A 13,090-nucleotide genomic window follows, 5' to 3' on the forward strand; every position below is an offset into this window, starting at 1 on the left:
TCAACTTCTTTGTAACGTTTCTGAGATGTGTGGGTTAGAGTGACCTCTTTCTAAAGACTGATTTTGGGCGATCGCCACAAATGTATCGGCACTAGGACCTCAACCGGGCTTTGCCAAAACTCTGCACTACGCTCTTAAAACAGGTCTAGTTAAGGAACTAACGCTACGGGTTCAGCCGCTGCGTGGTAGCTAATGAAATCGATAATGGTGGCTAGACCCGCCTGGGTTTTGAGGTTGGTGAAACCAAAGGGGCGATCGCCTCGCATCCTGAGAGCATCCCGCTCCATTACCTCTAAGCTTGCACCGACCATTGGAGCCAGGTCGATTTTGTTGATTACCAAAAAGTCAGATTTAGTAATCCCTGGCCCGCCCTTACGAGGAATTTTGTCCCCAGCGGCCACGTCGATAACATAGAGGGTCAAGTCGACCAGCTCGGGGCTGAAGGTGCTGGCCAGGTTGTCGCCGCCGCTTTCCACAAACACCAAATCGAGGGGATCAAAACGAGCCTCGAGATCCTCGATCGCCACCAAGTTCATTGAGGCATCTTCGCGGATGGCGGTGTGGGGGCAGCCGCCGGTCTCGACCCCAACGATGCGATCGGGGCTGAGCGCCTGACTGCGCACTAAGAACTGAGCGTCTTCCTGAGTGTAGATGTCGTTAGTGACTACGGCAATGGAGTAGCAATCGCGCAGCGCCTTGCACAGGCTATCTACCAAGGCCGTCTTGCCCGAGCCCACCGGGCCTGCCACACCAACGCGAAAGGGAGTTGCCATGTATGCTCAAGCCAACATCAGGATGCTCGATATCTTACACCGCCTACTGAACGTTCTTGTGGCAGGCAGAAGAACCCAGGGTTTTTTAAACCCTGGGTTCTAAGTGAACTAAGCTAGAAATCCGTTTAACGACGCTAGCTGTACTTTTCGTTGGAAGTGGTCTCTAGGTCAAACAACACCTGAAGGGTCTGCATTGCCCGCTTGCGAGCCTCAATGTCGCGCTGGGCACGCAGCTGCACCATGGGGTCGTGAAGAATCTTGTTGACGATGCCCCGAGTCAGCGCCTCAATCACTTCCTGGTGCTTTTCGGCGAACTCGCTGCCCAAGCGCGACAGAGCTTTCTCTAGCTCCTGCTCGCGGATGGTCTCGACCTTGCTGCGCAGGCTGCTGATCGTGCCCACGGTGTCGAGGGAACGCCACCAGTCCATAAAGCTCTCCACCTCTTGGTCGAGCAGCACCTGGGCCTCCATAGCCATGCGGCGACGGCTGGCCTGGTTCTGGGCGACCACGGCCTTCAGGTCATCGACGTTAAAAGCGTGAACGTTGTCCAGCTCGTTGGCGTTGGTGTGAACGTTGAGGGGTACCGAGATGTCAAACACCATCAGGGTGCGGTTGTTGACCAGCGGGGCCAGATTGTCGCGATCCAGAATTGGCTCGGTGGCCGAAGTACAGGTAAACACCACATCACAGGCCTCAACCGTCTCCAGCATGGCAGCGAGGGTACCGGTGCGAATGTTGGCATCGGGGAACTGCTTAGCCAGCTCGTTGGCGCGATCGATGGTGCGGTTGAGAATGGTGATGGTGCAGGCGGAGTCTTTAGAAACTAGGTGCTGCACCAGCAGGCGAGCCATTTTACCCGCGCCCAAAATGCTGATGTGGCAGCTGTTCAGGTGGGGCACCTTCATGCGGGCGAGTTCTACAGCGGCAGAGCTGATAGAGACGGCCCCGGTGCCGATGCTGGTCTCGCTGCGCACGCGCTTACCGGCGGTGAGGGATTGCTTCAGCAGGCGATCTAGCACCCGGCCAATGCTCTTGTGCTGCTGAGCCAGCTGGTGAGCATGCTTCACCTGAGCAAGAATTTGCCCTTCGCCCAGCACTAGACTGTCGAGGCCCGCGGCCACCCGCATTAGGTGGTTGACGGCATCTTGGTGCAGCAGGATGAACAGGTGCTGGCGCAGCTCGTGGAGGGGCAGGCCGCTATGCTCGGAGAGAAACTGGGTTACTTCGCGAATGCCCTGCTCGGTTTCCTCGGTCACGATGTGGATTTCGAGACGGTTGCAGGTGCTGAGGATGGAGACTTCGTCGATGTGGGGGCAATGGGTGAGATGGGCGATCGCGTCACCTGTCTGAGCCGTCGGAATGCTAAGTTTTTCGCGAATTTGCACCGGGGCGGTTTTGTGGCTCAGGCCAATTACGGCGATATTCATTCTTCCTCCACGCGTTTAGTAGTCACCTAATTTTATGGTGTTGACAGATCCTTGGGGGGAGCCTGGTCGCCTAGGAATGGCCGCCCGAAGGTTGCTGTATACACAATTGCCAATATGTTTGAAGTTAGAGATAAACAGGGCCCGACTCAAGGAAACTCAACAAAAGTCCATCAAAAACTGTAACAAGGCCCAAAAAAAGAGATGCGAGGATCCCGCATCTCTAGGCTAACGAATTTAACCCGTACTCTAGGGCGTTTTTACGCCCGTCAGTGTTTATTTGCCAAGACTAGATCCCCCCGAGTCAACGCTGTCCAAGACAGCCTCTTTACCTTCCTTATGGAGGGCAAGGGGGATCAAGTCAGGCATTCACTAGGCCTAAGAGCACCTAGTGCAGTTGGAGAGCCTTGGGCTGGTCAACCATGTGGATGGTGTCCACAAAGCGAGCGGTCTTGGACTGGCTAGAGATTACCAACGACTGGGTTCGCATGCCGCCATGGAAGAAGCGCACCCCTTCCATCAGTTCGCCGGGGGTGATGCCGGTAGCAGCAAACAGCACGGTTTCACCTGAGGCCAGCTCGTGAGCATCGTAGACTTTGTCGATGTCGGTGATGCCCATTTCGTTGAGACGGGCAATATTGGCTTCCTTGCTTTCGCCAATCAAGCCGGTTTTGACTACCGCAGGGTCATAGATTAGCTGGCCTTGGAAGTGGCCACCTAGGCAGCGCATAGCCGCAGCGCTAATTACTCCTTCGGGCGCAGCACCGATGCCCATCAGGGCGTGGGTGTTGGTGCCAGAGAAGGCACAGGAGATAGCCGCACCAACGTCGCCGTCAGCAATCAGCTTGACGCGGGCACCGGCATCGCGGATCTCTTTGATCAGGTCGTTGTGACGATCGCGCTTCATGACCACCACTACCAGCTCGTCGATGCCGCGATCGAGGCATTCGCCCAAAATTTTCAGGTTTTCGGTGGCCGACTTGTTGATGTCAACCTTGCCTTTGGCCTGGGCCGGAGCCGCCAGCTTCTTCATGTAGAAGTCAGGAGCAGCGAACAGACCACCTTTCTCAGAAATTGCCAGGACGGCCATGGAACCGTTTTGGCCATAGGCAACCAGGTTGGTGCCTTCGCAGGGGTCAACGGCAATGTCAATTTCGAGCAGTTCGTCGGGGTTGCAAAAATCGGTAGCGTTGGGCTGGGTGCAAATGCCCACCTCTTCACCGATGTAGAGCATCGGAGCATCGTCCCGCTCGCCCTCTCCGATCACAATGCGACCGCGCATGTGAATTTTGTTCATGCGCTCCCGCATGGCTTCGACTGCCACCTGGTCAGCGATATTTTTTTCGCCCTTGCCCATCCACCGGGCCGATGCGATCGCAGCCTGTTCGACAACCTCAATAATCTCAAGACCGAGGGTACTTTCCACGGGATCAATCCTCCAAACTGCCTATATTTAGTGGGTTTCGCGTTCCCCATCTCGATTTCCCAGTCTATCAGACGGTGGGATCAAGGCATAGGAAATTGTGCTGGGCAGAACAGAGAATAAAGGAATCGTGGAGAAGATCAGGATGTGGAGCGATGAGGAAGGGGAGAATGTATTTGTTCTCCTCACCCCCCCTCATCTTTCTTATTCCCTCGCAGTTTCCCTAGGGCACCGCATACTCCGACTCTACCGCCGGTAGCTTGCCCTGCTGCACCAGAGCCTGGTGAATCATTGCGACAACCTCGGCGCGGGTAGCCGCCTGGGCCGGCTTGAGCTGGTCGCGGTTGGGGTGATTCACCACCAGGGCGTTTTCAGCAGCAGCAGCCACCTTGGGTCGGGCCCAGGTGGGCAACGGACTGAGGTCAACAAAAGCTTGCAGCGTCTGATCTGGGGCAGACGAGTCGGTTAGCCCCAGACCAGAGGCGAGGGAGACTAGCACCTCATAGCGCGGCACCGCCTGGTCGGGGCGAAAGTCGCCTTCGGGGTAGCCGTTCATAAAGCCTTGAGAGACGGCGCTGTCAACCGCTGGGGCGGCCCAGTAGTTGCTGGGCACGTCGACAAAAGCGCGCACCGAGCCCTCCCGGGGGACATCGCCAAAGGCCTCATTGAGAAGAGCCGCTAGCTCAGCCCGGGTCAGGGGTTGATCTGGCTGAAAGCTGCTCTCAGGAAAATTGGGCAGGTAGCCACCATCAAACATAGCCTTGATGAAGGGGTAGGCCCAGTAGGTGGTCGGTACGTCAGAAATATCAAGGGGTTGAGTGGAGTCGACAACCTCGGTTGAAGGGTCGCTCGGCGTCTCATTAGGATTAACTGGAAGCACAACACCCGATGGTGATTCCCTAGTCACCACCGAAGAGCGCTGCTCTTCAGGGCCAAACCTTGGTCCCCCAGCGGCAGGATCCTGTTGAGGGCGATCGCCCCGTTCAAAGGTGCGCGGTTCAAAATCTTCCTCCGCCCCCTCCACTTCTGGCTGGGCAAGGGAAGACGGCTCCTCGACACGGCGCGACAGCAGATCCGGGTCGGCCAGTGGCCCCTGGCTGCGGGTCAGGCCCCACCACAGGATGGAGCCTATACCCAAGAAGGCCAGCACTACTGCCAACAGCTCGTCAGGCTCAAGGGTGCGACGCGTTCGGGGAGCAGTGTCGCCAACGCGGCGACTAGCGTCAGACGGGTTGGGCGGGTCGGGGGGGAGATTCACCATGGTTTGGCAGGCTGGCAGCAACGTCCAGGGTTATCCTACCAGAGCCGGCTCGCGCTGGGGGGTAACAACGGGGTTACCGGCTTCGTCAATGTCGAGGCAGGCGCGGTCACCCTCCTCCAAAGCGCCAGACAGAATGGCCTCGGCCAGGGTGTCTTCGACCAGGCGAGCGATCGCCCGACGCATGGGGCGAGCCCCGTAGCGCTGGTCATAGCCCTCGCCCGCTAGCCTAGTGCGGAAGGCGTCGGACAGGGTAACTGTCATCTGGCGATCGGCGATGCGCTTGTTGACCTGCTCGAGCATCAGATCAGCGATCTGGTTGACCTCGTCGCGGGTGAGCTGACGGAAGACGATGATCTCATCGATTCGGTTCAGCATTTCCGGACGGAAGTACTGCTTCATCTCTTCATTGACCAGGTTGCGGATGTTGTTGTACTGGCTGGTAGCCGCATCGGTGGTAGCGAAGTCAAAGCCCAGACCAGCACCGCCCTTCTCAATGACTTGAGAGCCAATGTTTGAGGTCATGATGATCAGGGTGTTCTTAAAGCTCACCACCCGCCCCTTGGCGTCGGTCAGGCGGCCGTCGTCAAGCACCTGCAAGAGCACGTTAAACACCTCGGGGTGAGCCTTTTCAATCTCATCCATCAAAATGACGCTGTAGGGCTGGCGACGCACTGCCTCAGTCAGCTGACCGCCTTCGTCATAGCCCACAAAGCCCGGAGGCGAACCAATTAGCTTTGATACTGTATGGCTCTCCATAAACTCCGACATATCGAGGCGGATCATCGCCTCTTCGGAGCCAAACAGAGCCACGGCTAGAGCCTTAGACAGCTCGGTTTTGCCGACCCCGGTGGGGCCAGAAAATACGAGGCTGGCAATGGGGCGATCGCCGCTAGCCAAGCCCGAACGCGCCCGACGAATCGCTTTAGCGGCAGCGACCACAGCTTCGTTCTGACCAATCACCCGCTCGTGGAGCACGTCTTCGAGGTGCAGCAGGCGCACGGCCTCGGTTTCGGTCATCCGGTTCACCGGAATGCCCGTCCAGGCGGCAACGATGTCGGCAATGTTGTCTTCATCGACATTGGGCAAGGCTGGCACGCTGTCGGCTACCGCTTCACCGTACTCGGGAATATCAGCCTGGAGCTGCTGAATCAGCGCCTGCCGTTGCTCCCGCAGGGTTTTGGCCTTAGGGAATTCTTGCAGCTGAATGGCTTCATCCAGCTCTTTGTTGACCTGGCGCAGCTGCTGCTTGAGTTCCTTAGAAGGATACTTAGGCATGAACCGCAGCTTCACCTGGGAACCCGCCTCATCGAGCAGGTCGATGGCTTTGTCGGGCAGGTGGCGATCGCTGATGTAGCGATCCGACAGTTTGGCGGCAGCCTCTAGCGCCGCATCGGTAAAGTTCACCTGGTGGAACTGCTCGTAGCGGCTGCGCACCCCCTGGAGAATCTCAATGGTCTCGCTCACCGAGGGCGGGCTGACGGTGACGGGCTGAAAGCGGCGCTCTAGAGCGGCGTCGCGCTCAATATGTTTGCGGAACTCATCGATGGTTGTGGCTCCGATGCACTGCATCTCGCCCCGCGCCAGAGCCGGCTTAAGCATGTTGGCGGCATCGAGCCCACCCTCAAGGGAACCAGCCCCAATCAGGGTATGGATTTCGTCAATCACTAGCACCACATCGGGGTCTTCGCGCACTTCCTGCACGAGCTGGGTGAGGCGCTCTTCAAAGTCGCCACGAAAGCGCGTGCCCGACACCAAAGAACCCATGTCGAGGCTGATGACGCGCTTCGTGATCAGCGCCTCAGGAACATCCTGATTGACGATGCGTTGGGCCAAGCCCTCGGCGATCGCCGTTTTGCCTACCCCTGGCTCGCCCACCAAAATAGGATTGTTCTTGGTGCGACGACCCAGAATTTGCACGACGCGCTCGATTTCTTTGGCGCGACCCACCACAGGGTCAATTTTACCGGCGGCGGCCCTGGCCGTCAGGTCGTGGCCAAACTCGGCCAAAATTTTGCCGGTCTTGCGGGAGCTGTCGCGATCGCTCTCGCGACGGCTGCCAGCAGGCGCAGCAGCTACTTCGCCAATATCTTGGATGATGCGAGTGCGCACCTTGGCTGGGTCAACCCCAAGGTTGGTAAGCACTCGATAGGCTACGCTCTCGGTATTTTGGCAAAGGCTGAGCAGCAGGTGCTCAGGCTCAATGTAGGGTGAGTCCATTTTGCGGGCCTCTTGGAAGGCCTGCTCAAACACCTGCTTAACCTTAGGCGTGAAGGGAATTTCGGGCGGTACGCTGCCGCTGCCGCGGCCGATGATGGCCTCAACTTCGGCGCGGGCATCGTTGATGTTGACGCCAAACTCGCCCAGCACTTTAGCCGATAGAGTCGATTCTTCTTTAATCAGGCCCAGCAGCAGTTGCTCGGTACCAACAAAGTTGTGGCGCAGCCGACGGGCCTCTTCCTGGGCCTTCATGATGACGGCGATCGCGGTGTTAGTGAAATGTTCAAACATGGCAGTTAAATCAGTACCAATGGCGTGAGGAGTGACAGAGGGCCGAAATTGACTGAGCAAGAACGGGCTGCAACTGTAGCGATGTTGGGGCCATGGACCCCCAAAGCATGAATATATGGGCCTACTGAGTTATTAATACTTTACGTAGATGCACGCATACTCCGCAGTGAGGAGAACCGTAGGAAACGGGTCGGGTTTAGCATTTGTCCGCCAGCTCGACCTCAAAGGCGAGATGAACTATCAGCATCAAAAATCACAGGCAATAGTTTTTCCTTAGAGATTATTTACATTACTTAACCTTATCTTATAGCCTAGGGACTGGTTCGGCAAATTGCTGGGGTCAACCAGCAAAATAACGGCACCGCTTTAAAGGAACCGCTCTATCATTACAGAGCTATTGCAGGCCGAACTTGTTAGCTGCTAAGTGTTCTAGCGATTTTGATCCCAATGTCAGATCTCGCTTTAATATTGGTACATAAGAACTATACTTCCCTGGGCCGACCGTGACCGTTGCCATAGAACTTGCCAATGCAGAAGACCTTCGAACGGCGCTAGGGCGCTGGCTAGAAGACTATGGCCACAGCGTTCATCGCCAGGTACCCTGCCCCGAGGAGGGGGTCGTAGACCTGCTCACGCCGGCCTACGCTATTTATTGCCCCCCCACCCTCACACCACCTGACCTGTGGGCAACAGTCGACAAAATTCAGATCCACCAGCCGCACTTCCCGGACCAGCGATCGGTGATTGCTGGACTCACCCCCGAGGCTGATTGGGAGTCTGCCCAGGCCATTGCTGAGCAAATTCAGCCCAAGGGCATTGAGATTTGGTTTCTCGATCAGATGCCTCAGTTTGTGGATTACTACAGGCAGCTCAACGCTGAGCCGCTGCCCCAAACCTCAGGGCGATTGACTCGGCGCAACCCCCTAGCTGGCTGCTTAATTTCTATAGGTATGGCGGCAATTTTGAGCGCAAGCTTTTGGCTGGCCTATCGCATTTTGGATCGCCACCAGCTCAAGACGGCCACTAACAGCCAAGAAAATCGCCTGTGGGAACAGCTGCACAGCTCCGTAGAAGTCTGGGATATGGACACGACCCTGATCCATCTAGAGCGCCTAGGTGCCAGCCGCAACCCCTGTGTTTCGGAGTTTGCCGACCGATTTGAAACTAGCCTTAAGCAGCAGGGGGCTGAAGGATTTAGAGACATCAACCCAATCAAGCGAGCCCTTAACCTTCAGGACGGCTGCCGCTTGGAAATCCGAGAATACGACTTTTCTCAATAGCTAGTTTCGATAGTGAGAGAAGGGGGCGATCGCCTCATCTTGTTCTTTGTGAACGGGATAGGGCGATCGCTCTAGCCAATTTTATTGATACCAGCAATCAATAGTTCCTGACCCTCAAGTTACTACAACCTGCTTGCGGGCCTAACTAGCGACAGCAGTATTCCTGCACCGCTCCTAATGCCAAGTCTTAAAACCTACTCGCTTAACAATCGCAACAAAACTTAATCATTTACTATTGAGAACGATTCCGATCTGTGGTCAAATCTTCTTATTGAGTTTTCTTCTCAATAAGCGCTGTGTTGATTTTGACTTTATTAAGGAGTCATTGGCTATGCAAACCTATGGCAATCCCCAAGTGAGCTATGACTGGTGGGCTGGCAATGCCCGCTTTGCAGATCTGTCGGGATTTTTTATCGCTGCCCATGTGGGTCAAGTGGCGCTCATTGCTCTGTGGGCAGGAGCTTTCACCCTATTTGAGTTGTCTTGGTTTGACCCCACTGTTCCCATGGGTGAGCAGGGGCTCATTTTGCTGCCTCACCTGGCTACCCTAGGTCTGGGCATTGGCGACGGTGGCCAAGTTATTGATACCTATTCCTACTTTGCAGTGGGGGCGGTTCACCTAATTTCTTCCGCTGTGTTGGGGGCCGGGGCACTATTTCACACCTTCAAAGCCCCCGCAGACTTAAAGACAGCCAAAGGGCAGCCCCGCAAGTTTCACTTTGAGTGGGATGACCCAGCTCAGCTAGGGCTGGTTTTGGGCCACCACCTACTGTTTTTGGGGGCTGGGGCGCTGCTGCTAGTGGTCAAAGCCACTGCTTGGGGTGGTCTCTACGATGCCACTACTCAGACCGTACGGTTGGTCCAGCCAACCCTCGACCCGTTGGTGATCTATGGCTACCAGACCCATTTCGCCAGCGTGAATAATCTCGAAGACTTAGTGGGCGGTCACCTGTTTGTCGGGGTGCTGCTGATTGCCGGGGGTGTTTGGCACATTCTGGTGCCGCCTCTGAAGTGGGCTAAGCGGGTGCTGCTGTTTTCGGGTGAAGCAATTTTGTCCTACTGTCTGGGCGGCATTGCCCTGGCGGGGTTTGTGGCGGCTTACTTCTGCGCGGTAAACACCTTGGCCTATCCGGTGGAGTTCTATGGCCCGCTCTTGGTTGTCAAACTCGGCATTATGCCCTACTTCGTTGACACTGTGGTGCTACCGCTGAATGCCCACACCTCGCGTTGCTGGTTAGCCAATGCCCACTTCATTTTGGCGTTCATTTTCTTGCAGGGCCATCTGTGGCATGCTCTGCGCGCCATTGGGTTCGACTTTCGCCGGGTAGAAAAGGCCCTGAGCACCGTCGAACCGTAGCGTTGGGTTAACTTCTCCTCTCTTGGGGGGCACTTAGGGCTCCAACATCCTGCCCCCCTTTTCTCATGTTGCTACTTAAGTTAAATCAGGACGATACTTTCTATGACGAAGATTGGTCTCTTTTTTGGCACTCAAACTGGCAATACCGAAATCTTAGCAGAGGCGATTCAGTCGGAGTTTGGCGGCGACAGCGTAGTTACCCTACACGACATTGCTGACGCTAGCCCCGACGATTTTGCTGACTACGACTGCATTATCATCGGCTGCCCCACTTGGAATATTGGCGAACTGCAGTCGGATTGGGAAGGTTTCTACGAAGACCTCGATGCGATCGACTTTAGCGGCAAGCAGGTGGCTTACTTTGGCGCTGGCGACCAGGTGGGCTATGCCGACAACTTTCAGGATGCCATGGGCATTTTGGCCGAGAAAATCAATGCTTTGGGAGCGACTACCGTTGGCCACTGGCCGACTGATGACTACGACTTTAACGATTCCAAGGCCGTTCAAAATGGCAAGTTCGTGGGTCTGGCCATCGATGAAGACAACCAGGCCGAGCTAACGGGCGATCGCATCAAAACCTGGGTCACCCAACTAAAGTCAGCCTTTGGCGTCTAGCCTGCCTTTTCGGCTATAGAGCATCGCTGGCCCACAGCCCAAGGTGCACTTCCTACTCTCTGCCTGCTTGAAACATTGTCCAGAAATTGTGTATCCAATGACTGTACCTACCTGCCCCGATGCCCTGTGGCTCAACGTCAGCCCCAGCTTTGAACGATTTGACCAAAAGCTGCTGGGCTGCCTAACCCGCCATGTTGAAGTTGCCCACTGGGCCTACCGACAAACCCCCGATGAGCCTAGCTCCCTCGATATTGCTGTCACCCTACTGCACGACTACCTCAAAGGTCACAACCGGCCGGTGCACCTAATGGGCCATGGCCTAAGCGGGCTGGTGGGGCTGCTCTACAGCCGCCAAAATCCCCATCGGGTCAAGTCGCTAACGCTGCTCTCGGTAGGCGTTAACCCTGTGGTCGATTGGCAAGCCCACTACTACGCTCAACTCGAACAATTACCCTGCAAGCGGCGGCAGGTGCTCACCCAAATGGTCTTTAGCCTGTTTGGGCACCAATCACGGCCTTTATTACGGGGCTGGATCAACCTGTTAGAGCAGGATTTGCTGCACTCGGTATCGCCCCACTCGCTGCTAAAGCGAGCTAGCCTTTGCCCTGGCAGCGTAGCAGTGCCCCTGCTCGTCTGTGGTGGCGAAGCAGATTCTATCGTTGACCCGACCCAAATTCAGGGATGGCAGCCCTGGCTCAAGGGGAGCGATCGCATAGTTTCATTTCCAGGCCGCCACTTTTTCCATGCCGTGCATCCCCATCCCGTAGCCAGCCAGATTTTGAGCTTTTGGGGAACGACGGAAAACCTGCTAGTCGCACCTCAGAGTCTCAGAACAGTTCCCTAATCTCTGCCGCTGCTTTTAGCGAGGTTCTATGCTTTCTGCCGCCGTTTTACTGGCGATCGTAGTGCCCCTCGGCATCTGGGCGATGGTGCTGGTCTCTGTACTGGCGATTTTGCTTGCTGTTGACGATGGCATGCAACGGCTGCGGCGCTTGCACCAAGTCCCCTGCTTTCACTGCCAGTACTACACCAACAGTCCATACCTGAAATGCCCTGTGTGTCCCTTCGATGCTGGTTCTGAGGCGGCCCTCTGTTGCACCGACTATCAACCAGCGGCTTGTACACCGGCCCCTCTACTCCTTAGAACTCAATCTAAAGCGTCTCCCTCGCGCTTGAAATTTTTCCAAAATAGGTAGGGCTGCTTTCAGCGCGTTAGTCTCGCAGCAATTATTCCAATACTAGGCACAGTTCCATCGCCCCCAGACTGGGCAGTACAGCTAAGTCCTGATTGTTTATCCGGCAAGAGGCAGACGTTTATGGCGCAGGTTATTTCGATTCATTCCTTTCGTGGAGGCACCGGCAAATCGAACCTGACGGCTAACATTGCTACAGCAGTAGCCAGCCAAGGCAAGCGCGTCGCCATTGTCGATACCGATATTCAGTCCCCTGGTATTCACGTCCTCTTTGGCCTTGACGACGAAGACTTTACCCATTCCCTCAATGACTACCTGTGGGATAAGTGCAGCGCCAAGGATGCTGCCTACGATGTAACGGCCCTGGCCACTGCCGACGGTACCCTTGCTGATATCAGTGGTGCAGTTTACCTGATGCCCTCTAGCCTTAAGGCTGGCGAAATCGCCAAGATTTTGCGGGAAGGCTACGACGTGGGGTTACTCAATGATTGCTTCCACGACCTGATCAATCAGCTCAACCTCGACTACCTGTTCATCGATACTCACCCGGGCCTCAACGAAGAAACCCTGCTCTCCATCGCCATTTCTGACCGCATGGTGATTATTTTGCGCCCCGATCGCCAAGACTTCTTGGGCACCGCCGTCACCCTCGAAGTGGCCCAAAAGCTCGACGTGCCCAACATTACCCTATTGGTCAACAAAGCCCCCAATATTTACTCCCGCGAAACCCTAATTTCTAAGGTGCAGGCTCAGTACGGGGTGCCGGTGGGCGGACTGTTCTACGAGAACGATGAAATGTTGCAGTTGGCCAGCGGCGGCATTTTCTGGCTACACCATCCTGATCACGCCTTTAGCCAAGAGGTGCATGCCGTCGCCCGCCAACTTATCGCGGCGGAGTAGTCTCCATGACTAGTCCCGCTGAGAGGGAGGCCCCTAACTCCCAACACCGGCCCGTCGCTGCGGCTGGGCCGAAGACTATGACTGACCTGCTGGCTTTAGCTGAGCCAGAGCGCACTTTATTGAATTGGCTTCTGCGCCAGCGAGGTGCATCCCTGGCCGAAATTATGGCCCATGCCCAATCAGAGCCTGCCGCTATCCAGGCCATGCTAGACAATCTCACGGCTACGGGGTTTTTAATCCTCTACGACGACGCTGCCCCCCCAGTGTTTAAGCCCAATCTGGTTTCACGCAAGCCTCGCGCTATGCCCGAAGAGCTGTGGGAGTCTGTTGAGTAGGCCCAAGCTATGGCAATGCTC

Annotated in this window: 12 protein-coding genes; 7 read left to right on the plus strand and 5 right to left on the minus strand. The window is 56.0% G+C overall.

What is annotated here, in order from left to right; all coding sequences use genetic code 11:
* Window positions 1–149: 149 nt before the first annotated feature.
* From ureG to NC979_RS16780, 5 genes are all read right to left on the minus strand, one after another.
* Complete coding sequence (ureG, locus tag NC979_RS16760) at window positions 150–773, minus strand: urease accessory protein UreG (protein WP_190517661.1); 624 nt, start codon at window positions 771–773, stop codon at window positions 150–152.
* Between the two features lie 134 nt (window positions 774–907).
* Entirely contained in the window at window positions 908–2,200 is a 1,293-nt protein-coding gene (locus tag NC979_RS16765; protein ID WP_190517665.1) for a glutamyl-tRNA reductase, read from the minus strand.
* A 385-nt stretch (window positions 2,201–2,585) separates the two neighbouring features.
* Complete coding sequence (gene glpX / locus NC979_RS16770; protein WP_073607804.1) at window positions 2,586–3,623, minus strand: class II fructose-bisphosphatase; 1,038 nt, start codon at window positions 3,621–3,623, stop codon at window positions 2,586–2,588.
* A 220-nt stretch (window positions 3,624–3,843) separates the two neighbouring features.
* Window positions 3,844–4,881, minus strand: coding sequence for an S-layer homology domain-containing protein (locus tag NC979_RS16775; RefSeq protein ID WP_190517667.1), 1,038 nt, complete (start codon window positions 4,879–4,881; stop codon window positions 3,844–3,846).
* A gap of 30 nt (window positions 4,882–4,911) precedes the next feature.
* Window positions 4,912–7,389, minus strand: coding sequence for an ATP-dependent Clp protease ATP-binding subunit (locus NC979_RS16780; RefSeq protein WP_190517670.1), 2,478 nt, complete (start codon window positions 7,387–7,389; stop codon window positions 4,912–4,914).
* Between the two features lie 503 nt (window positions 7,390–7,892).
* On the opposite strand from NC979_RS16780, the gene NC979_RS16785 reads away from it, so the two are divergent.
* The 7 genes from NC979_RS16785 to NC979_RS16815 all read left to right on the plus strand — a co-directional run bounded on the left by NC979_RS16785 (window position 7,893) and on the right by NC979_RS16815 (window position 13,069).
* Window positions 7,893–8,669: a hypothetical protein gene (locus NC979_RS16785; protein ID WP_190517672.1), complete on the plus strand. Its 777-nt coding sequence runs from the start codon at window positions 7,893–7,895 to the stop codon at window positions 8,667–8,669.
* 331 nt (window positions 8,670–9,000) lie between these two features.
* Complete coding sequence (locus NC979_RS16790) at window positions 9,001–10,026, plus strand: chlorophyll a/b binding light-harvesting protein (protein WP_190517674.1); 1,026 nt, start codon at window positions 9,001–9,003, stop codon at window positions 10,024–10,026.
* 102 nt (window positions 10,027–10,128) lie between these two features.
* Entirely contained in the window at window positions 10,129–10,641 is a 513-nt protein-coding gene (fldA, locus tag NC979_RS16795) for a flavodoxin FldA (protein ID WP_190517677.1), read from the plus strand.
* A gap of 97 nt (window positions 10,642–10,738) precedes the next feature.
* Window positions 10,739–11,485, plus strand: a complete 747-nt coding sequence (locus NC979_RS16800; RefSeq protein ID WP_190517678.1) for an alpha/beta fold hydrolase — start codon at window positions 10,739–10,741, stop codon at window positions 11,483–11,485.
* 28 nt (window positions 11,486–11,513) lie between these two features.
* The gene (locus NC979_RS16805) at window positions 11,514–11,837 is read left to right on the plus strand and encodes a hypothetical protein (protein WP_190517681.1); all 324 of its coding nucleotides are present in this window, start codon (window positions 11,514–11,516) and stop codon (window positions 11,835–11,837) included.
* 120 nt (window positions 11,838–11,957) lie between these two features.
* Complete coding sequence (locus tag NC979_RS16810) at window positions 11,958–12,734, plus strand: MinD/ParA family ATP-binding protein (protein ID WP_190517683.1); 777 nt, start codon at window positions 11,958–11,960, stop codon at window positions 12,732–12,734.
* Window positions 12,735–12,739: 5 nt separating this feature from the next.
* Window positions 12,740–13,069, plus strand: coding sequence for a hypothetical protein (locus NC979_RS16815; protein WP_190517685.1), 330 nt, complete (start codon window positions 12,740–12,742; stop codon window positions 13,067–13,069).
* Window positions 13,070–13,090 lie beyond the last annotated feature (21 nt).

The organism is Leptolyngbya subtilissima AS-A7 (assembly GCF_039962255.1).
GTDB lineage: Bacteria > Cyanobacteriota > Cyanobacteriia > Phormidesmidales > Phormidesmidaceae > Nodosilinea.